The following is a 20878-nucleotide window of genomic DNA, read 5'->3' on the forward strand; positions in this document are numbered from 1 at the left end:
TATGGACAAACGTTTGCTCAAGCAATAAACAAGCTATTTCGCGCAGGATGTCAACCCTGAATCCAGATTTTTCAGAGCGCGGTCACGGAGGCCCGGACGATGAGTTCGTCGGGGGGCAGAAGAAGATTGCCGGTGGGTTGCGTGCCATCAGGCGTTACCCCCTGGATGAGGTCGATCAGCCGGCGTGCGGCCACGCGGCCCATCTCCTGCGACGGCAACGCGACGGTCGTCACCTGCGGATAGACGACACGCGCCAGCAGGTCATCATGCATGGTGACGACCGACACCTCCTCGGGTACGCGGACATCCCGCTCGTGCAGTCGCGCGATGGCGGCAGCAGCCGTCAGCAGCGTCGCGGCGTGGATCGCCGTCACGCCGACGGCGAGGAGCTTGTCCACGGCCGCCGGCACCTCGTCAGGACTGTAGCCCGCCTGCGCGACGAGATCATCGCCGTGATCAAGCCCCGCCGCGGCCATCGCCTCTTCCCAGCCGCGCCGACGCATGTCGCCATTGAAACGCCCGAGCCGGCCGGCAAGGTGCCCGATGCGGCGGTGCCCCATCGCGATCAGATGCTCCACCCCCATGCGCGCGGCAAGCCGCGTGTCGATGGCGACGCAGTTCTCGTCACCGGACAGGTGCCGGTTGAGGACGACATGCGGCAGATCGGTGCTTTTCAGCACCTGACGCAGCCGGTCGTCGTCATCGAAGCTGGCGATGATGACGCCCTCGATGATGCTGGAACGGGAGATGTCGGAGATGATCTCGCGCCCGTCCCCCTTGTCATAGGAAACGAGCAGGGCGAACCCCCTGCTGCGCGCCTCGATCTCCGCCCCGATGATGGCGGAGGCGAAAATCGGGTTTTCGATCTGCGGCACCACCATGAGCACGGTCGAGGATTTTGCGGTCTTCAGGGCGCGCGCGACCGGGTTGCCGTGATAACCGAGGCGCTCGGCTGTTTCGAGAATGCGCGTTCGCGTTTCTTCCGAAACACGCCCCTTGTTCTGCAGCACGCGCGAAATGGTCGAGACGTCGACTCCCGTCGCAGCCGCGACGTCACGCAGGGTGACGGACGAATTCCTGTTGTTCATACAATCCTCCCGCGCCCATCCTAAAGGTCAACAGACCGAGAAGGGAACTGCAGAAAATCGCTTTACCTGGAATCCGACTGTAGCTCCTGAACGGATAGGAACCAACGGCCCCGTGATGTGAGCGCCCCACACGCACCGTGTTGATTTGCGCTGAGAGCTTACCCGCACGCAGGTGATCCCTGGCGTTGCCAAGCGTGCGGTGCGCTCTCGCTACCGCTTTGCGAGCAGGTCCGTGATCTTGCGCCTCGTCGCCACGAAATCGGGATCGTCGCGGTGGCGCGGCCTTCTGCTGATGATATCGAAAGTCGCGGCGATGCGCCCGGGCCTCGGCTCCATGACGACGACGCGGTCGGAAAGATAGATCGCTTCCTCCACATCATGCGTCACCATGACCACCGTGCTCTTTTCCCGTTCCCGGATCGCCAGGAGCTCGTCCTGGAGATAGCTGCGCGTCAGGGAATCGAGCGCGCCGAGCGGCTCGTCGAGCAGCAGCAGCGGCGGCCGCGGTGCAAGCCCGCGGGCAATGGCGGCGCGCTGCGACATGCCGCCGGACAATTCATGCGGAAAGGCCTTCTCGAAACCGGTCAAGCCCACGAGATCGATGAGGGACTGCACCCTCTCCTTCTTCGCGGACGGCGCGCCGGCAAGGCTGCGAAGGCTGAGCGCGACGTTTTCCTCCACGTTGAGCCAGGGAAGCAGGCGGTGATCCTGGAAGACGATGCCGCGCTTGAGGCTCGGCCGGTCGACCACCTCGCCATCCACCGTGATCCGGCCGCCGTCCGGCCTGTCCAGGCCGGCGAGGAAACGCAGCAGCGTGGATTTCCCGCAGCCGCTCGGCCCGACGATGCTGATGAATTCGCCCGATGCGATCGCAAGCGACACGTCGTCGAGCGCATGCACCGTCCGGTTCTCGACGTGAAAGGTCTTCGATACATCCTGGATGGTCACCGCGCCGGCATCCCTTGCGACCGGTCGGGAAAGCGTCAGGGCGTCCGCCATGATACGAGCCTCCTTGAAAATCCGAGAACAAACCTGTCGAGGCCGATGCCGATCAGCGCGAGGAACAGGACCCCGAGAAGGACCTGGTCCATGCGGGCATGCTCACGCGCCGCCGCGAGATAGGCCCCGAGCCCGTCGCCCATGCCGTTGATGTAACCCGTGCCGATCAGGTATTCGGCGCCGAAGGTGCCGAGCCAGGCGATATTGAGGGAAAGTTCCAGTCCCGCCAGGATCGACGGCAGGGCCGCGGGAATGATGATCGTGGTGATCGTCGCGCGACGATCGAGCTCCAGCACCCTGCCGACCTCGCGAAACGGCGCCGGGACGTTCTGGCAGCCCGCCTGGGTGCCGAGCGCCATGGGAAAGAAGGCGCCAAGGGCGATCAGCGTGATCTTCATCGCCTCGCCGTTTCCCAGCCAGGCGCTGAGCAGCGGTATCCAGGCGAACAGGGCGATCTGCCGCAGGCTGGAAATCGAGGGATCGAACAGGTTGCGCGCGATGCCGGACAAGCCGAGGACAAGGCCGAAGACGAGCCCGGCAAACGCGCCGATGGCCCAGCCGGTCAGTGCCCGCAGCAGGGTCGCGAGCGCCGCGCCCGGCAACGAGCCGTCGGCAAATCCCTCATGGGCCGTCGCGAAAACCTGTGACGGCGACACCACGATCCCCTCCTTCAGGACACCGAGGGCGTCCAGCAGCACCCAGAGGAGGAGAAGCGCGACCGGCAGCACCAGGGCGCGTGCGACGATGCCGGACCGCGACGCGGCGGAGAAATCCATCGCCGCCATGTCAGGCCGCCTTGAACGACCAGGCGGTTGCCCGGTGCTGGAAGCGTGTCAGGGCATGATCGAGCGCCCAGCCGACCAGACCGATGACGATCATGGTCGCGAAGACGACGTCGAGCTGGAAGGCCTTGCGCCCCCACATCATCAGGTAGCCGAGGCCGGCGGCCGACGCGATCATCTCGACGAGGATGAGCACCTTCCAGCCGCGGCTGAGCGCCTGGCGTACGCCCGTCAGGATGGAGGGCAGAATGGACGGCCAGACCACCAGCCGCACGCGCGAGAACCACGAGAGTTCGAGGGCGCTGGCCACCTCGTCATACTTGCGCGGCCGGCTGCGCAGCCCCTCATAGGCCCCCACCATCAGCGGCAGGAAGCAGGTCTTGGCGATGAGGACGAGCTTCAGCGTTTCACCGATGCCGAAGACGAGCATGAAGAAGGGAAGCCAGCCCAGCGACGGCACGAGGCAGAAGGCGCGGACCGTCGGCGCGACATAGAGGTCGAGCGTGCGGAAGAGCCCGAAGGCGAGCCCGAACAGAAGGCCGAGCCCGCCGCCGATCGCAAGGCCTGCCCCGACGCGGGCAAGACTGACCAAGAGCTCGTCGGCAAGCTGGCCGGTCAGCAGCAGATCGCGCGTCGTTTCGTAGACGAGAAACGGCGCGGGCAGGATCTGCTCCGCCAGCCATTCCTGCCGGACGGCGTAGGACCACAGGGCCAGCAGCGCGAGCGGAGGCACGAGGCCCAGGAGCACCCTGGTGGCCGCATCGGACAGCCACGGCCGAGCCCACGAGCGCGCCGCCCCCTCTCCTGCACCGGCCCGCTGAGGCCGGCGATCGCTGATGATGACGGGCGCCTTGAAGGTGACGTCGGACATGCTCTCTCCTTTCCTTCACCGGAAATCCGGTGAAAGCTGGCGGTCGAAAAATCGGGACAGGCCGGAAGCGTCAGAACTGGACGGCATTGCCCTTGCTGTCGCGCGGGGTCCAGACGTTCTCGTAACCGTAGTCCTTGAGGGCCTTCTTCAGGTAGCTGTCGTCCACCCATTCATTGACGTCGAACGGCTTGCGGATCAGCTTCTGGCTGACGGCGAAATCGACACCGGCCGTGACGTTCGCCCGATAGAAATCGTCGAGAAGCGGGCTCTGGCGATCCTTCAGCACCTCGTCGGCATAGTCCTTCTCGAAGGTGGACCGCGGCGAGCCGGTCAGCGCCCAGATATCGAACAGGGCCTCGCGGTTCTTCTCGTCGGAAGCGAAGTAGGATGCTTCCACGAACTTGTTGACGACCCGCTGCGTCAGGTCCGGATAGGCCTCGCGGAACGCATCCGTGACGACGAAGGACCCGAAATTGCTGCCGGGGGCGGGGCTGCCCTTCGTGGTGAAGACGACCGTGGCGATGTTCTGTTCGACGAGCTGAAGCACGCTGCTGCCCCCGCCGACGACCGCATCGATGTCACCCGAGGTGATCGCGGCGATCTGGTCGGCGGTCTGCAGGTCGAAGAACTGGATATCGTCCGGCGTCAGCCCCCCCTGCTCCAGAATGCGGAAGAGGCTGAGCTCGTTGATCGTGCCGCGCGACGTCGCGACCTTCTTTCCCTTGAGATCGGCGATCGAGGCGATCTTGGCATCCGGCCGCGCCACGACATAGCTCGGGCTGACGCCATAGGACGAGACGACCTTGGTCTTGAGGCCGGCACCGCGCCCGACGATATTCGGCAGGCCGCCGTAATAGGCAAAGTCGAGCTGGCCGTTTGCGATGGCCTCGTTGATCGCGGGGCCGGTTCCGCGCGGGAACTGCCATTCGATCGAAATGCCGTCGGCGGCAAATTCCTTTTCCAGCAGTTCCTGCGCCCGCAGGACCCCGATCGCCCCCGTGCCATAGGGCTTGCCGGCGGGGTTGCCGAAGGAGGCGAGGCGGATCACGCTCGGCTTTTCCGCCGCCAGCGCCGGCAAGGGCGCGGCCTGCACGGCCGCGAACCCGATGACGGCCGTCAGCGCGGCCACGAACATTCTGCGATTGATAGACATTCAAATCCCCATTCGTTCCAATTGCGGTTCATTTTTCGAGGCTCGCAGCCGGCCCGCCTTCAGCGGTGCTCCAGTCGCTGCATGATTTCCGGCGCCGGCCGGGGCCGGCCGCCCCTGATCCAGCCGATCGACTTGCGGTAGCTTCCGAAGAGGTCCCGCGCCTCCAGCTCCGCGACCGTCACATGGGTGATCTCGGTCGCGTGGGGCGCCACGTAGAGCGCGTCGTCCGGGCAATAGACTTCACACATAAAGCACGTCTGGCAGTCATCCTGGCGCGCGATGACCGGGATGCCATCGGCGACCGGAGCGAAGACATTGGTCGGACAGACATTGACGCAGATGTTGCAGCCCGTGCAGCGATCCTCACTGATGACCTCGATCATGCCGCGAGCACCTCTATCTCGGGCGAAGGCGCGCGCTCGTGCCCGATCCAGATCTCGTCGAGGCCGCCGCTCGTCGTGTAGTGAAGCTGGTTGTCGTCCTTCTCGGGAAAATCCTCGCGCTTGTGCATGCCGCGGCTTTCCGTCCGCGACAGGGCGCTGCGGTACATCCACCGGGACGTCGCCAGCATCGCCACGCCTTCGCGAGTGCGCTGCGCCTCGTCGAGGGACGCGGCCTGCGCCGTGCGCGCGCCGCTCCAGAGACCGTCGAGACGGCCGAGCGAATCGGTCAGCCGCTCGCCGGAGCGGAGATAGTTGCGGTCATACGGCCAGACCTCGTCCTGCACCGCCCGGGTGAGCGTCGCGGCGTCGATCGCCCGGCCCGACCCATCGGCAACGCCGACGCCGCCGGCGCGCAGGACCGTCCGGTTGCGGCCGCGCAGATGGCGGCCATGCTCGCCGGCCGCGCTGCCAGCCCAGTAGCCGGACGACATCGCCCAGGCGGCATTGTGGCTGCCGCCGCCGGTGAAGGCGCCGCAAACCAGCTCGCGGGTCGCCGCGTCGCCGGCTGCATAAAGGCCCGGAACGGTCGTGGCGCAGGTGCTGTCGACGATCCGCAGCCCGCCGGTGCCGCGCACCGTGCCTTCCAGGAGCAGCGTCACCGGGAAGCGCTGCCGGAACGGGTCGATCCCCACGCGGTCGAGCGGCAGGAAGAAGTTCGGCTGGGCATAACGCATCGCCTGCTCCGTCTCCGCGTCGGCCTTGTCGAGCTGGGCGAAGACGCGCCGCGACTGGAGCACGCGTGCGATCACCGACCGGCCGCCCTTGGAGGCCGCGCCCGGAATCGGCGAACCGTCCTCGAAGGTGAAGGTCGCCCAATCGTAGAAGCGCGTCTTGGTGACCGAGCCGCCTTCGAGCGCCATGGCATAGGCGGTCGAGAACTCCATTCCCGAAAGCTCGGCGCCAAGCTCGGCAGCGAACAGAAGGCCGTCGCCGGTGAGCACATTGCAGCCGAGCGCCTTGCTGAGGAAGGCACAGCCGCCTGTCGCGATGACCACCGCATTGGCCCTCACCAGCCAGGTGTCCGCCTTCTGGCGCCGGACGCCCGCGGCCCCCGCCACCGCGCCGCTGTCATCGCGCAGCAATTCGAGCGCGGGGCTGTGATCGAGGATTTTCACGCCCGCGGCCTTCGTGCGCTTGCGCATCAGCCGCATGTAGTCCGGGCCGTCGAGGCCGTTGCGGATCGAGCGGCCCTCGGCGTCGTCGCTGAACGGGTAGCCCCATTCGGCAAGCTGGTTCACATTGTCATAGGTCCGGTCCAGCACCCGCCGCATCCAGGCCGGATCCGCCAGCCGGCCGCCGAGATCCCAGCGGCTGTTCATCGCCTTCGCGCGGCGCGCGGGATCCGGCGGCACATACCAGACACCCGTGCCAGAAGGCGCAGTCGCCCCGGACGAGCCGCAAAAGCCCTTGTCGGCGAGGATGACCTTCGCGCCCCTCGCGGCGGCGGCAATGGCCGCCCAGGTCCCTGCCGGCCCGCCGCCGATCACGAGGACATCGGCGTCGAGCTCGAGCGAGGCAGTGGGAATAGTCGATGCGGCGGTGGGTGGAAATGCCATGATATTTCTCCGATGCACGCTGAAGGCGGCCAACCAGAATGTCGGAACCGGATACGGCACCGCGACGTCGGCCAATGACGCACCGATATTATCTATTAAAACTATAGATTAAAGGGATATTGATGCGCCTGATGACGCCGAAGAGAAAAATGCTCCCCGCAAATCAGCCGCACGCCGAAGCGGACCGCAAACCGCCAGGGTAGTCGCTCCACCCATCATGAGGCGATGAATAAACCCGGCATCCGCCGCACAAGAGAACAGATTCGCATCTGCGGCTATTGTGTCGGAGCGGAAGTTCCGTCGATATGGAGAGGGGATTTCGTAACGTTGGAGGGAGGAAAGATGAAGCGTCTGTGCCGATGGATGTCGTTCCTGGCGGCCTTCGTCTCGTCCTACTCGTCTGTCGCTCCCGCTCATGCAGAAGAGATTGCCGCGCGGATCGACCTGACACACCATCTCGCCGGCTATCTGGCCCTCCTGATCTTCTTCATCGCCTACGGGTTCGTGGCTGTCGAGAAGGCCATCCAGTTGCGCAAGTCGAAGCCCGTCATGCTGGCATCGGGCCTCATCTGGGCACTTCTCGGCCTCGTCTACGCCCTGAATGGCCAGAGTGCCGCGCTGGAGGCCGCCGCCAAGCACGTGATCCTCGACTATGGCGAGTTGATGCTGTTCCTGGTGGTGGCCATAACCTATGTGAATACGATGCAGGAACGGCGCGTCTTCGACACGCTGAGGACCAGGCTCGTCAGCCTGCAGCTCTCCTACCGCCAGCTTTTCTGGCTGGTCGGAGGGCTCGCGTTCGTTTTCGGCCCCATCATCGACAATCTGACCACGGCCCTCGTCATGGGCGCCGTGGTGGTCTCCGTCGGGGTCGGCAACTACCGGTTCATCGTCATGGGCTGCATCATCATCGTGGTGGCCGCCAATGCGGGCGGCGTCTTCTCACCCTTCGGCGACATCACCTCGCTGATGGTCTGGCAGAAGGGCAAGCTGGGCTTCTTCGAGTTCTTCCATCTCTTCCTTCCCTCGCTGGTGAATTTCCTCGTGCCGGCGACATTCATGCATTTCAGCGTGCCGAAAGGCACGCCGGAAGCGACGGGCGCCGTCAGGAAGCTCAAGCCCGGCGGGATCGTGGTCATCTGGCTGTTCGTGGCGACCCTCGTCACCGCGGTCTCCTTCAAGAGTCTGTTCGGCCTGCCGCCCGCACTCGGCATGATGCTCGGCCTGGGATACCTGCAGATGTACAGCTATCTCCTCCAGCACATCGGGCGCCGCCTGAACAACCAGGACATGCTGGCATTCGATTCCCTGCGGGAAATGAGGCATGTGGAGTGGGATACGCTGCTGTTCTTCTTCGGCATCATCTTCGCCGTCGCCGGTCTCGGCGTGGCCGGCTACCTCGCCCAGTTGTCGAATTATCTCTACGATGATCTGGGAGCGACCTTCGCCAATATCGCCATCGGCGTGCTGGGCGCCGCATTCGACAACATACCGCTCATGTTCGCGGTGCTGACGATGAATCCCGACATGTCGAGCGGCCAGTGGATGCTGGTCACGCTCAGCACAGGGGTCGGCGGCAGCCTGGTCTCCATAGGCTCGGCGGCGGGCGTGGTGCTGATGGGGCTCGTGCGCAACCACTATACGTTTCTCAACCATCTTCGATGGGCCTGGGCCATCGGGTTGGGCTACATAGCGAGCATCCTCACCCACCTTTGGATCAATGCCGCCTTCATCTGAAGCCGGCCCTGCATCCCGATGGCTCCGGCAGGTTCCAAGCTGAGGCCATATGCGGCCGGGGGGCTTGGCCCGGAACGGCCTCCTACTGGAAGTCGTCCCTCTGTGGCGTGAAGGTGTCGATCAGAAGGCCGGCTGTCAGCGCGACCACGCCATGGACAAGGTTCGGCGCGACGATAAAGCTGCTTCCCGGGCCAAGCCGCGTGGTGACGCCGTCGACGGTGACGTCGAACGTGCCTTCGGCGACGTAGCTGACCTGCGTATGCGGATGGGAATGCAAGGCGCCGACGGCGCCCTCCTCGAAGCGGAAGGCAACAAGCATGAGCTCCGGGCGATGGCTCAGCACGGCGCGGCGATTGCCGGGTGCGACTTCGGTCCAGACCGTGTCTTCAGGCAAGGTATAATGCTGCATGGATCCTCTCATCGGGCAAGCCATCCGCCGTCGACCGGCAGAATGGCGCCATGTATGTAATCGGATGCCGAAGCCGCGAGGAAGACCGCGGCGCCGGCCATGTCCTCCGGCCGCGCCCAGCGGCCGGCGGGAATGCGCTTCAGGATATCCGCGTTGCGTTCCGCATCGGCCCTCAGCGCCGTCGTGTTGTTCGTCTCCACGTAACCGGGAGCGATGGCATTGACATTGATGCCGCGCACCGCCCATTCATTCGCCATCAGCTTCGTCAGGCCCGCAAGACCGCTCTTGGCTGCCGTATAGGACGGCACGCGGATACCGCCCTGGAAGGAGAGCAGGGAGGCGATGTTGATGATCTTGGCCTTTCGTTCCGCCGCGATCGCCGCTTTCGCAAAAGCCTGGCACAGGAAGAAGGCGGACTTCAGGTTGGTGTCGAGCACCGCATCCCAGTCCTCTTCGGTGAAATCCAGCGCATCGGCCCGGCGGATGATGCCGGCATTGTTGACGAGGATATCCGGCGTTGCGCCGGCTGCCAGCGCCTCGGCGACGACCTTGCCCGCCGCATCCGGCTTCGAAAGATCGGCCGCGACGGCAACGAAGTTCCGGCCGGCCGCACTGACGTCCGCCGCGGTCTCCGTCATGGCGGAGCGCCCGACACCGACGATATCGGCACCGGCTTCGGCAAGACCGACGGCAATGGCCCGGCCAATGCCGGTATTGGCGCCGGTGACGATCGCCCACCGGCCGGCGAGATCGAAAAGGCTCATCGCAGCGATTCCATCGGCACCTTGTCCATGTCGGTGAAGCTCATGTTATCCCCGGCCATGGCCCAGATGAAAGCATAGCGCCCGGTGCCCGCGCCGGAATGGATCGACCAGCCCGGCGACAGGACCGCCTCGTGGTTCTTCAGCACCACATGCCGTGTCTCGCCGGGCTCTCCCATGAAATGGAAGATGCGCGTCGCCGCCTGCATGCCGAAATAGAGATAGACCTCCATGCGCCGGTCATGCACATGCGCCGGCATGGTGTTCCACACAGAGCCCGGTTCGAACATCGTCAGCCCGACGAGCAGCTGGCAGCTCTCGCAGACATCAGGATGGACATATTGATTGATGGTGCGGGCGTTGGATTCTTCCGCCGAGCCAAGATGCACCTTCTTCGCCATTTCGCGGGTGATGTGCACCGTCGGGCAGGCGCGGTGCGCCGGTGCGCTCAGGAGATAGAACAACGCCGGCGCGGCCGGATCGTCGCTCGTGAAGCCGAGCGGGCCCTCGCCCATGCCGACATAGATCGCCTCCTGGAAGCCGAGCGCATAATCCCGCCCGCCGACGCTGACCACACCGCTTCCGCCGATATTGACGATGGCGGCCTCGCGACGGTCGAGAAAACGCTCCGTGCCGGTCTCGGTGATGCCGTCGATGACGAGCCTTTCGCCCGTCGGCACGATGCCGCCCACGATCATGCGGTCGAGATGGCTGTAGGTGAGATTGAGCTCGCCCGGCTGGAACATCGCCTCGATGACGAAGCCCTCGCGCAAGCCCTTCGTGTCGCGCCTTGCGGCGTCCTCAGGCCCGACGACCTGGCGTACGGATACGGAAACTGTCACGGCATCTGCCTCTTGCTTTCAGGAATGGAAATCAGGTGAGCACGACATATTCGGTCAGCTGGTTGATCGTCGTATCGGCCTTGGCGACGTCGAAGACCTTCGTGCCGTGGCTCATGATCACGAACCGGTCGCAGACCTGGTAGGCGTGGTAGATATTGTGCGTCACCAGCACGCTGGAGACGTTCTCCGCCTTCAGCTTCAGCACCTGGTTCAGCAGCGCCTCCGTCTCGCGTACGGAGAGCGCCGAGGTCGGCTCGTCGAGCAGCAGCACGCGTTTCTTGAAGTAGACCGCGCGGGCGATGGCGACGGCCTGCTTCTGGCCGCCCGAGAGGTTGCCGACCAGCGTATCCGGTGAATCGATGCCGGAGATGTGGACGGCGTTCTGCAGCACCTCCATCGCGATATCGCGCATCTCGGCCTGCCGGAGAAAGCCGAAGCGGTCCGTCAGCTCCCGCCCCATGAAGATGTTGCGGGTGATCGAGAGACTGTCGACCAGCGCGGTGTGCTGGTAGATGGTCTCGATGCCGGCGTCCGCCGAATCCGAGCGGCAGGTGAAGAGCGTCTTCTTGCCGTCGACGCTCAGATAGCCGTCTGTCGGCTTGTGGATTCCCGAGATGAGGTTGACCGTCGTCGACTTGCCGGCGCCATTGTCGCCGAGCAGGCCCACCACCTCGCCCTCACCGATGTGGAAGCTGAGGTTGCGGAGCGCGGTCAGCGCGCCGAAGTTTTTGGAAATGTTATGGAGTTCGAGGAGATTGGACATCACGCAATGCCTCGCCGCTCGATGAGATGGTTGAAGATGGCGGCCAGCACGATCAGCGTCGCGATGAACATGTCGAGATAGAAACCGGGCGCGCGCAGAAGCAGCAGCACGTCGGTGATGGTGTGGATCAGCAGCACGCCGAGGAAGATGCCGATGATCGATCCGCGGCCGCCCCGCAGAGACAGGCCGCCGATGACGCAGGCGGCGATCGCCTGCAGTTCGAGGCCGGCGCCCTGCCCCGGCTGCACGCTGCCGACGCGGGCCGTGGCGAGAATGCCTGCGACCGCCGCCATGCCGCCGGCGATGGCGAAGGCGATGAGCTTCACGCGGGCCGTGTTGATGCCGATCGCCTCGGCCGCGCCGCGATTGCCGCCCGTCGCGAAGACGTGGTTGCCGAAGCGGTGGCGGTGCAGCAGGAAGTGAAAGCCGACGACGAAAAGGACGATCCAGATGAAGGCGGCGTTGATGCCGAGCAGCGTGCCGGAAAACAGGCTCGTGAAGATCGGCTCGGGATCGAAACGCACTTGCACCGCGCCGTTATAGAGCAGCACGGCGCCGCGCCAGAACAGGAGACCGCCGAGCGTCACGATGAAGGACGGCAGGCCGAAGCGCAACGTGATGTGGCCGTTCAGAAGCCCGATCAACAAGCCGACCACGATGCCGAGCGGCGCGGCGAGGAAGGCGCTCACGCCGGCGCCGACGAGGCTCGCCATCAGCACGGCCGTGAAGGTGTAGACGGAGCCGATGGAGAGGTCGAACTCGCCGGCGATCATCAGGACGCCCGCACCGAGCGCCAGGCACCCGAGCACGGGGATCGCCTTCATCAGGATTGTCAGGTTCTGCGGCGAGAGGTAGCGGAACTCGTTCGGATAGAGCAGCGCGCCGGCGATGCAGACGACCTGCAACGTCATGAAGACGAGGAAGATCGCCCCCGCAGGCATGCCCATGATCTGCTTGAGGAGGGATTGTCTTTGCGTGCGCGAACGGGGCCCGGCACTGTCGGCGAGGATAGGTGTCACGGTCTGGCACTCGATCGTTTCTGGGAACGGGGAACCCGCCGCTCATGGCGGGCTCCCTCTGGACACGATTAGCGGAAGCTGCCGATCAGCGGCTTGACCGAGCTGATGCGCGACTTGTCGAGGAAGGCGCCCTGCCCGGTGTCGATGTCGGTCGGGGTCAGTCCGTACTTCTTGGACAGGGCGATCTGGGCGATCGGATAGTAGCCCTGAAGGTAGGGCTGCTGGTCCATGGTCGCGAACATCGCGCCTGACTCCACCGCATTGACGATCTCGACCGCCAGGTCGAAGCCGCCGAAGGGAATGTCGACGCCAGCATCCTTGATCGCGCCCGCACCGACCGTCGAGGTCACCGAGCCCGTGCCGAACAGCGCCTTCACGTTCGGATTGGCGATGAGGAACTGCGCCATGATGTTCTGCGCCTCCGCCGGGTCGAGGCCGGCGCGCACCGTCTCCACCTTGATGCCGGCTTCCGCCATCGCCTTTTCGATGCCGCCGCCGCGCGCCACCGCGAAGCTCGCCTCGGGAATTTCGCGCGGGTTGAAGACGACGTCGCCGGACTTCAGGCCGAATTCCTTGATCATGCGGTTGCCGAGTTCATAGCCCGAGGCAAACTCGTTCATGCCGACATAGGCCTGGCGGCAATTGCCCTTGGCACCCTCCAGATCGTCATTGTTGAAACCGATGACGACAATGCCGGCCTTGACCGCCGCGCAGATGCTCTCGTCGAAGGCGTCCGACGAGGAGATCGCGACGGCGATGCCGTCGACGCCGCTCGCCGTCGCGCTTTCGATCAGGTCGTTCTGGCGCACCGGATCGTTGTTGGCGTATTGCACGTCGAGATCGACGCCGAACTGGGCGGCCGCGTCTTGCGCGCCTTTCACCACGGGATTAAAGAACTGGACACTCGGATCGAGGTAGATGATCATCGTGGCCTTGACGTCTGCGGCAAGCGCCGTCGACGTCATCATGGTGGCAAGGCCCGCTGCCAGGGCGGCGGTTCTCAACCTGGTCAATTTCATTTGCGTATCCTCCCTTTGGATGTGCAATGCGGGTCCAAAAGACCCAAGTCTCGGCTGGCGGGCTCCGACCAAAGATCACGCCGGCCGAGATTTTCCTCCTCATGACTGCCCGACGGGCAGCCGGTTATGCGAACCACGGCGCAGGGCGCCCGAGCGTGACGTGCACGCCCTTGAACTGGGAATATTCGTCGAAGCCGTAGCGGCCGAGTTCCCGGCCGAGACCACTCTTCTTGTAGCCGCCGATCGGCAGTTCCGGCGTGCCGTCGATCACGCTGTTGATCCAGCAGCGGCCGGCGCGGATGCGGCGGATGCTCTGCAGCGCGTTTTCGAGATTGGTCGACCAGACGCAGGCCGACAGGCCGAATTCGGTGGCGTTCGCCAGCGCCACGGCCTCGTCCGCCGTCTTGAAGCTCAAGGTCGAAAGCACCGGCCCGAAAATCTCCTCGCGGGCGATCGACATGTCGGGCGTGACGCCGGCGAAGACGGTCGGCGCGTAGTAGAGCCCGGCCTCCCTGCCGACCCTTTCACCGCCGAGCAACAGTTCTGCGCCAGAGGCGACGCCGGCCTCTACGTAGGAATGCACCTTTTGCGCATGCGCCTCCGAGATCATCGCGCCGATCTTGGTGCGCTCGTTCAGCGGATCGCCGAAGGTGACCTTGCGGGAAATATCGAGCAGCCGCTCCATCAAGGCATCGCGGATACCTTCCTCGACCAGCAGGCGGCTGCCGGAAATGCAGCACTGGCCGGCATTGTGGTAGACGCCGTAGGCGATGCCGTCCGCAGCCGCGTCGAGATCCGCATCGGCGAAGACGATCTGCGGTCCCTTGCCGCCGAGCTCCAGCCCGACGCGCTTGACGCTGCGCGCCGCGATCTCGCCGAGCTTCGTGCCGACCCGCACCGAGCCGGTGAAGGCGACCATGTCGACGCCGGGATCTTCCGCCAGCACTTGCCCTGCCGGATCGCCATAGCCGGTGACGACGTTGAACACACCGTCGGGAATGCCGGCCTCGCGCGCCAGCTCCGCCATGCGGATCGACGTCCCGGACGTGAATTCCGACGGCTTCAGCACGACCGTGCAGCCGGCGCCGATCGCCCACGGCACGCGCTCGGAGGCGATGATGAAGGGGAAGTTCCAGGGCGTGATGATGCCGACGACGCCGACTGGCTCGCGCAGCACGAGGCCGAGGCGATCGTCGCCGATATTGTTGTGGCTCTGGCCTTCCAGCGCGCGGGCCTGGCCGGCCGCATAGGACCAGAGGTCGGCGCAGAAACCGATCTCGCCGCGGGCCTGGGCGATCGGCTTGCCGACTTCCAGGCTCTCGGCGAGCGCCAGCTCTTCCTGATGGGCGAGGATCAGGTCCGCCACCTTGAACATCAGGCGCGAGCGCTCGGCACCCGACATGCGTGGCCAGGGACCCGTGTCGAAGGCCCGGCGCGCCGCCGCGACCGCAAGGCGCACGTCATCTGCGGAAGCCTCCGGCCAGGTCCCGACAATTACACCCGCATGGCCAGGGCTCACGCGGTCGATCGTCTTGCCGGATGCGGCGTCGACGGACTTGCCATCGACAAGCATCTGATAGCGGGATTTAATATTCAGCCGCGGGTCACGGGAATCGGGTGCAATGAAATTGGACAGCAATATCGTCTTCCGGCCGGCAAGATGGCGCCAGCCCCTCCCTGTTGATCCGGTTTTGAGGCCACCGGATTTTTGTTGCGCATGAATTGTATGGTACTGTATGGTGGCTTCAAATGGATGTCAACGCATGACGGCGGTAAAAGACGTGAACCTTGAATCCCTGAAGATCGACACCGGCGAAACCGCGGCCGCGCAGGTGGAACGGGACCTGCGCGAATCCATCATCCGCCTGGAGCTCGCCCCCGGCATGCGGCTGTCCGAGCAGGAGATCGCAACCCGCATGGGCGTCTCGCGCCAGCCGGTGCGCGAGGCGCTGATCGCGCTCGGCAAGTCCAAGCTGGTCGATATCCGACCGAACCGCGGCACCGTCGTCGTCAGGATTTCCGCACGGCAGATGATGGAGGCCCGCTTCGTACGCGAGGCCATCGAGACCGCCGTCGCCCGGCGCGCCAGCGAAACCTTCGATGCCTGGACGCGGCGCAAGATCGACACGATCCTGGCCCGCCAGAAGGCGGCGATGGACGCGCACGACCACAATGCCTTCCGCCGCGAGGACGAGCAGTTCCATATCGCGATCGCGGAAGGCGCCGGCTGCGGCCTTGCCTGGAACGCCATCTCGGACATCAAGGCCCACATGGACCGCGTCTGCAACCTCCAGCTCCGCCATCCCGATTCCATGACGCGGCTGATTGCCGAGCACGAGGCGATCATCGCCGCCATCGACATGCGCGATGCCGACGCCGCCGCAACCGCCATGCGCAATCATCTCAACGGTATCCTCGCCGACCTGCCGCAGATCGAGGCCGACAATCCCGACCTTTTCGAATAGAGCGATCAGAGCACTTCCGCTTTTCCTCGAATCGAGAAAACGCTCCAACTCTTCGTTTCAACGCAATTCCGGACGCAAAACCGCTTCGCACTTTTGCTGGAATTGCCTTAGCGCCTGTCGACGGTCGCCGTTGTCTCGCGCACCACCAGCGGCCCATCGACCTTGATGGTCATGGGGCGCGTGTGCTTGCCGTGGATTGCCATGTCGATGAGGATTTCCGCAGCCTTCTGGCCCATCTCGTAGTTGGGCAGCACCAGTGTCGAGAGCGGCGGATGGGTGTAGCGCGCCAGTTCCTGGTCGTCGTAGCCCATGACGGACAGGTCCTGCGGCACCCGGAGCCCTCTTTCCTGCGCCGCCTCCATGACGCCGATCGCCATCAGGTCGTTGCCGCAGAAGATCGCCGTCGGCGGATTGTCCATGGCAAGCAAGTCGAGGCCGGCCTCGTAGCCGCGTAGCGGCAGCCAGTCGCCGTCGCGCACAAGGCTCTCGTCGAAGGCGATGTCGGCCGTGGCGAGCGCCTGCTTGTAGCCCTTCAGGCGGTCCATCGCAGCGTCCATCCAGGGCTCGCCGTTGATGAAGCCGATGCGCTTGTGGCCGAGCGCTGTCAGGTGCGCCGTCGCCGCAAAGCCTCCCGCCACCTCGCCCGGCACGATCGCCACATGCTGGCGCGGTTCGCAGTAGCAGTTGAGGAGCACGGTCGGGATGGATTTGAGCGCGGGCGGAACGGAAACCTTGCGCGTAAAGATCGTCGCGTAGATGACGCCGGCAATCGCGGGATCGCGCAGCACCGAGCGCAGCACCGCCTCTTCGAGATCAGGATTCGAACGCGTGGCGTGCGCGGAGACAAGCAGCCCCTGCTCGAACGCATAGTCGCGGATGCCGTCGAGGCTGACGACCGGATGCGGACTGGTGGAGATTTCGTCGACGATGAAGGCGATCGTGTCCTTCTCGACCGTGGGGGCGGCAGCCACCGGGCCGCGTGTCGCAGGCAGTTTATAACCTATTTTATGAGCAGCCTCGCGCACCTTCTGCTGCGTTTCCTGCGAGATGCGCGAACCGGACATCGCGTTGAGCACAAGCGAGACGCTGGACTGGGAGACCCCCGCAATGCGGGCGACATCCGTCATTGTCGGACGTCCGCTGCCCTGCTTGTCCGAATTGCGCCCGTTTCCCTTGGCCATGCGTCGTTCCTCGCCCCTCGGCGTGCTTTGCATCGCACGCGGATTTTTTGCAAGTGCTCATAATTTTGGCTCTTGACTGCTCATATTATTAGCGCAAGATTTGCCCATGTGAAGCAGGAATTTGCTCACGTCCGGTAGAGGAGCACCGGCCAGAACCTGGGAGGAGAACCCGCTCATGACCATGATTTCCCGTCGCACCTTCATGCTTGCGGCAACGGCCGTCGGCGCGCTTGCCGTGGCAGGCGTCGCGATCGCCGAGGTGCCCAAGCTGGCGCAGAAGGACACCTACAAGGTCGGCTTCGCGCAGACCGAATCCAACAATCCCTGGCGCATCGCCCAGACCAACAGCATGAAGGCCGAGGCCGAAAAACTCGGCTTCCAGCTCGTCTATACCGATGCTGCCGGCTCGGCCGCCAAGCAGGTTGCCGACGTCAACTCGATGATCGCCCAGGGCGTCGACGTCATCTTCCTGGCACCGCGCGAGGAAAAACCGCTGATCCCGGCCGTCATGGCCGCCAAGAAGGCCGGGATTCCGGTCATCCTGCTCGACCGCTCGGTCGACCCGTCGCTCGCCAAGGCCGGCGAGGATTACCTGACCTTCATCGGCTCGAACTTCGTCGAGGAAGGCAGGCGCATCGCCGAATGGCTGGTGAAGAACGCCAACGGCAAGTCGAAGATCATCGAACTGGAAGGCACGACCGGTTCCTCGCCCGCCAACGACCGCAAGAAGGGCTTCGACGAGGCGATCCAGGCCGCCGGCGGCTTCGAGATCGTCGCCTCGCAGACCGGCGACTTCGCCCGCGACAAGGGCCGCCAGGTCGCCGAAGCCCTGCTCCAGGCGCACCCGGATGCCGACATCATCTACGCGCACAACGACGAAATGGCGATGGGCGCCATCGCCGCGCTGGAAGCGGCAGGCAAGGTGCCGGGCAAGGATGTGCTCGTGCTCTCCATCGACGGCGGCAAGGAAGCCGTCCAAGCGGTCGTCGACGGCAAGATCGCCGCGGTCGTCGAGTGCAACCCGCGCTTCGGGCCCAAGGCTTTCGAGACGATGATACGCTACGCCAAGGGCGAGGCGATCGATCCGATCCTCGTCAACGAAGACAAGTTCTACGACGCGTCCAACGCGGCCGCAGAACTCGCCAACGCCTACTGATCGCATCTCCCAAGCACTTTGCGGCCGGGGCGGCTCCACCGTCTCGGCCGTTTTTTGAACGGGCCTGACCTTGCGCTTGTTCAGGTGTAGGCTTGGAAGGCCCGCCCGAAGGGCGGATAGAGGAGGACCCCATGCTTCTGTCCATGCAGGGCATTTCCAAGGCATTTGCCGGCGTGGCGGCGCTGAACGCCGCCTCGCTCGAGGTCGAGCCGGCGGAGGTCATGGCGCTTGTCGGCCAGAACGGCGCGGGCAAGTCGACGCTGATCAAGATCCTCACCGGCGTCTACCGCCGCGACGAAGGCAGCATCGCCTTCGCAGGCAAGGAGGTCGATTTCGCGATGCCGGCCGACGCGCAGGCCGCCGGCATCGCGACGATCTATCAGGAGATCAATCTCGCGCCGCAGCGTTCCGTGGCGGAGAACATCCACCTGTCGCGCGAGCCGAAACGCTTCGGCATGATCGACCATGCCGCCATGCGACGCGGCGCCGAAGCGGTGCTGGCGACCTTCAACCTGTCCATCGACGTCGACCGCCCCGTCGCGCATTTCGATGCCGCAACCCGGCAGATGGTGGCCATCGCCCGCGCGGTGACGCAGAACGCCCGTCTCGTCATCATGGACGAGCCGACCTCCTCGCTCGACGAGCGCGAGGTCGCGGTGCTCTTCGAGACGATCCGCACGCTGAAGCGTTCGGGCGTCGCCGTCATTTTCATCGGCCACCGGCTCGACGAACTCTATGCGATCTGCGATCGCGTGACGATCATGCGGGACGGCCAGACGGTGGCGAAGAGCCCGATGGCGGACATGCCGAAGATGGCCCTGGTGCGCCACATGCTCGGCAAGGAGCTCGCCGCCTTCCAGGCGCTGGCACCCGACCGGGAAACACCGGAAAGGCCCGTCCGCCTCGCAATCGAAAACGCCGGCGCCGGCGTGCGCGTGCGTGACGTCAGCCTCACGGTGCGCGAAGGCGAGATATCCGGCCTTGCCGGCCTGCTCGGTTCCGGTCGCACGGAGACGGCGCGCCTCATCTTCGGTGCGGACAAGATGCAGCGCGGCACCCTGCGCATGGAGGGCCGGGAGCGCAGCTACCGCGAGCCGGCGGATGCGATCGCCGATGGCATCGGCCTCGTCTCCGAGGACCGCAAGATAGACGGTATCGTGCCGGATATGAGCATCCGCGAGAACATGACGGTCGCCCTTCTGCCAAAGCTGAAGAAGGCCGGCATTGTCGACCGCGCCCGGCAGGACGAAATCGTCACGCGGTACATCCGGGCGCTCGGCATCAAATGCGCCTCGCCCGACCAGCCGATCAAGGAGCTCTCGGGCGGCAACCAGCAAAAGGTTCTGCTCGCCCGGTGGCTGGCGACGGACCCGCGCGTGCTCATCGTCGACGAGCCGACCCGCGGCATCGACATCGGCGCCAAGTCGGAAATCCTCAAGCTCCTGCGCCGCCTTGCCGACGAGGGATTGAGCGTGCTGATGATCTCCTCGGAACTCGAAGAGCTTCTTGCCGCCGCAGACCGGGTGACGGTGCTCAGCGACGGCACGTCGGTGGCGGCCCTGCCGCGCAAGGACTTGACCGAGGCGGCGCTGCTTTCCGCCATGGCCCATCAGGTGGAATGACATGACGACGATCGAGACTCCCGTTCCCCAGCCCTCCGGCACGCTTTCGCCCGGCAGCCGGCTGTTCACGCTGGCGAGCCGCTACGGCACCTTCGTCGCCTTCCTGGCGCTCATCGCCTTCAATATCGCGGTGACGCCGAACTTCCTGTCCCTGCAGACGCTCAACGTGAACCTCACGCAGGTAGCCACCATCGTCATCGTGGCGACCGGCATGACGCTCGTCATCGCCACCGGCGGCATCGATCTTTCGGTCGGTTCGCTGATGGCGATCTCGGGAGCATTGGCGCCGATGATCTTCATGGGCCAGTTCTGGCAGGTCGAAAACATGGCCTTCGCCGTGGCGCTCGCCATCCTCATCCCGGTCGCGGTCGCCAGCCTGTTCGGCCTGTTCAACGGGCTGCTGGTCACGCGCTTTTCCATCCAGCCGATCATCGCGACACTTGTGCTGTTCATCGCCGGGCGCGGCATCGCGCAGGTCATGACCAACGGCAATCTTCAGGTCTTCAAGAACGAAGGCTTCCAGTTCATCGCCATGGGCCGCATCGCCGGCATTCCGGCGCAGGTCGTGCTGATGATCCTCATCGTCATCCTCGCCTCCGCCATGATCCGCTACACCGTCATCGGCCGCCAGATCATCGCCGTCGGCGGCAACGAGAAGGCGGCGCGGCTGACCGGTGTGCCGGTCAAGCGCGTCAAGCTGCTCGTCTACATGATCAGCGGGGCACTGGCCGGCCTCGCCGGCCTCGTCGTGGTGGCGCGCAATTCGGCAAGCGACGCCAATCTCGTCGGCCTCGGCATGGAACTCGACGCCATCGCCGCCGTCGCGGTGGGCGGAACCCTCCTGACAGGCGGACGGGCCAACATCGTCGGCACCGTGCTCGGCGCCTTCGTCATCCAGCTCGTGCGCTACACGCTGCTGGCCAATGGCGTGCCGGATGCGGCAGCGCTCATCGTCAAGGCGGGGCTGATCGTGCTCGCCGTCTTCATCCAGCAGCGCGCCGACAAGCGTTGA

The 20878-nt window shown here is 65.0% G+C and carries 20 protein-coding genes; 5 read left to right on the forward strand and 15 right to left on the reverse strand.

Annotation, left to right across the window (positions count from 1 at the left end; all coding sequences use genetic code 11):
• Positions 1-71: 71 nt before the first annotated feature.
• The 7 genes from EV665_RS10835 to EV665_RS10865 form a co-directional block, all read right to left on the reverse strand.
• On the reverse strand, positions 72-1088 hold the full coding sequence (locus tag EV665_RS10835; RefSeq protein WP_064332928.1) for a LacI family DNA-binding transcriptional regulator: 1017 nt from the start codon (positions 1086-1088) through the stop codon (positions 72-74).
• 210 nt (positions 1089-1298) lie between these two features.
• Positions 1299-2087 (reverse strand): ABC transporter ATP-binding protein, encoded by a 789-nt coding sequence (locus tag EV665_RS10840; RefSeq protein ID WP_133034107.1) that lies wholly within the window; start codon positions 2085-2087, stop codon positions 1299-1301.
• A complete protein-coding gene (locus EV665_RS10845) occupies positions 2072-2872 on the reverse strand; it encodes an ABC transporter permease (RefSeq protein ID WP_133034108.1) in 801 nt (266 codons plus the stop codon). The genes EV665_RS10840 and EV665_RS10845 overlap by 16 nt, the downstream gene beginning before the upstream one ends.
• Before the next feature lies 1 nt (position 2873).
• On the reverse strand, positions 2874-3740 hold the full coding sequence (locus tag EV665_RS10850; protein WP_133034109.1) for an ABC transporter permease: 867 nt from the start codon (positions 3738-3740) through the stop codon (positions 2874-2876).
• A gap of 70 nt (positions 3741-3810) precedes the next feature.
• Complete coding sequence (locus tag EV665_RS10855; RefSeq protein ID WP_133034110.1) at positions 3811-4893, reverse strand: ABC transporter substrate-binding protein; 1083 nt, start codon at positions 4891-4893, stop codon at positions 3811-3813.
• Positions 4894-4952: 59 nt separating this feature from the next.
• Positions 4953-5276: a 4Fe-4S binding protein gene (locus EV665_RS10860; protein WP_064332924.1), complete on the reverse strand. Its 324-nt coding sequence runs from the start codon at positions 5274-5276 to the stop codon at positions 4953-4955.
• Positions 5273-6892, reverse strand: coding sequence for an FAD-dependent oxidoreductase (locus EV665_RS10865; protein WP_133034111.1), 1620 nt, complete (start codon positions 6890-6892; stop codon positions 5273-5275). The genes EV665_RS10860 and EV665_RS10865 overlap by 4 nt, the downstream gene beginning before the upstream one ends.
• A 342-nt stretch (positions 6893-7234) precedes the next feature.
• Here EV665_RS10865 and nhaD point away from each other — a divergent pair, with 342 nt between their 5' ends.
• On the forward strand, positions 7235-8629 hold the full coding sequence (gene nhaD, locus EV665_RS10870; RefSeq protein WP_133034112.1) for a sodium:proton antiporter NhaD: 1395 nt from the start codon (positions 7235-7237) through the stop codon (positions 8627-8629).
• 82 nt (positions 8630-8711) lie between these two features.
• On the opposite strand, the gene EV665_RS10875 is transcribed toward nhaD, so the two are convergent.
• The 7 genes from EV665_RS10875 to EV665_RS10905 all read right to left on the reverse strand — a co-directional run bounded on the left by EV665_RS10875 (position 8712) and on the right by EV665_RS10905 (position 15081).
• Positions 8712-9038, reverse strand: coding sequence for a cupin domain-containing protein (locus tag EV665_RS10875; RefSeq protein ID WP_064332922.1), 327 nt, complete (start codon positions 9036-9038; stop codon positions 8712-8714).
• A gap of 8 nt (positions 9039-9046) precedes the next feature.
• A complete protein-coding gene (gene kduD, locus EV665_RS10880; RefSeq protein WP_133034113.1) occupies positions 9047-9802 on the reverse strand; it encodes a 2-dehydro-3-deoxy-D-gluconate 5-dehydrogenase KduD in 756 nt (251 codons plus the stop codon).
• Positions 9799-10641, reverse strand: coding sequence for a 5-dehydro-4-deoxy-D-glucuronate isomerase (gene kduI, locus EV665_RS10885; RefSeq protein ID WP_133034114.1), 843 nt, complete (start codon positions 10639-10641; stop codon positions 9799-9801). Before kduI ends, kduD begins: the two co-directional genes overlap by 4 nt.
• A 31-nt stretch (positions 10642-10672) precedes the next feature.
• Complete coding sequence (locus EV665_RS10890; RefSeq protein ID WP_064332919.1) at positions 10673-11404, reverse strand: ATP-binding cassette domain-containing protein; 732 nt, start codon at positions 11402-11404, stop codon at positions 10673-10675.
• Entirely contained in the window at positions 11404-12423 is a 1020-nt protein-coding gene (locus EV665_RS10895) for an ABC transporter permease (protein ID WP_206362239.1), read from the reverse strand. The genes EV665_RS10890 and EV665_RS10895 overlap by 1 nt, the downstream gene beginning before the upstream one ends.
• A gap of 68 nt (positions 12424-12491) precedes the next feature.
• Positions 12492-13442, reverse strand: coding sequence for a sugar ABC transporter substrate-binding protein (locus tag EV665_RS10900; RefSeq protein ID WP_133034116.1), 951 nt, complete (start codon positions 13440-13442; stop codon positions 12492-12494).
• A gap of 124 nt (positions 13443-13566) precedes the next feature.
• Complete coding sequence (locus EV665_RS10905) at positions 13567-15081, reverse strand: aldehyde dehydrogenase family protein (RefSeq protein ID WP_133034117.1); 1515 nt, start codon at positions 15079-15081, stop codon at positions 13567-13569.
• A 124-nt stretch (positions 15082-15205) separates the two neighbouring features.
• On the opposite strand from EV665_RS10905, the gene EV665_RS10910 reads away from it, so the two are divergent.
• Positions 15206-15907: a GntR family transcriptional regulator gene (locus EV665_RS10910; RefSeq protein WP_162853031.1), complete on the forward strand. Its 702-nt coding sequence runs from the start codon at positions 15206-15208 to the stop codon at positions 15905-15907.
• 107 nt (positions 15908-16014) lie between these two features.
• On the opposite strand, the gene EV665_RS10915 is transcribed toward EV665_RS10910, so the two are convergent.
• A complete protein-coding gene (locus tag EV665_RS10915; protein ID WP_064332914.1) occupies positions 16015-17088 on the reverse strand; it encodes a LacI family DNA-binding transcriptional regulator in 1074 nt (357 codons plus the stop codon).
• Positions 17089-17263: 175 nt separating this feature from the next.
• Here EV665_RS10915 and EV665_RS10920 point away from each other — a divergent pair, with 175 nt between their 5' ends.
• From EV665_RS10920 to EV665_RS10930, 3 genes are all read left to right on the forward strand, one after another.
• Positions 17264-18244 carry an ABC transporter substrate-binding protein gene (locus EV665_RS10920; protein WP_133034119.1) on the forward strand — a complete coding sequence of 327 codons (981 nt, stop codon included), beginning with the start codon at positions 17264-17266 and terminating at the stop codon, positions 18242-18244.
• Between the two features lie 131 nt (positions 18245-18375).
• Positions 18376-19866 (forward strand): sugar ABC transporter ATP-binding protein, encoded by a 1491-nt coding sequence (locus EV665_RS10925; RefSeq protein ID WP_133034120.1) that lies wholly within the window; start codon positions 18376-18378, stop codon positions 19864-19866.
• Position 19867: 1 nt separating this feature from the next.
• On the forward strand, positions 19868-20878 hold the full coding sequence (locus EV665_RS10930) for an ABC transporter permease (protein ID WP_064332911.1): 1011 nt from the start codon (positions 19868-19870) through the stop codon (positions 20876-20878).

The organism is Shinella granuli (assembly GCF_004341885.1).
GTDB lineage: Bacteria > Pseudomonadota > Alphaproteobacteria > Rhizobiales > Rhizobiaceae > Shinella > Shinella granuli.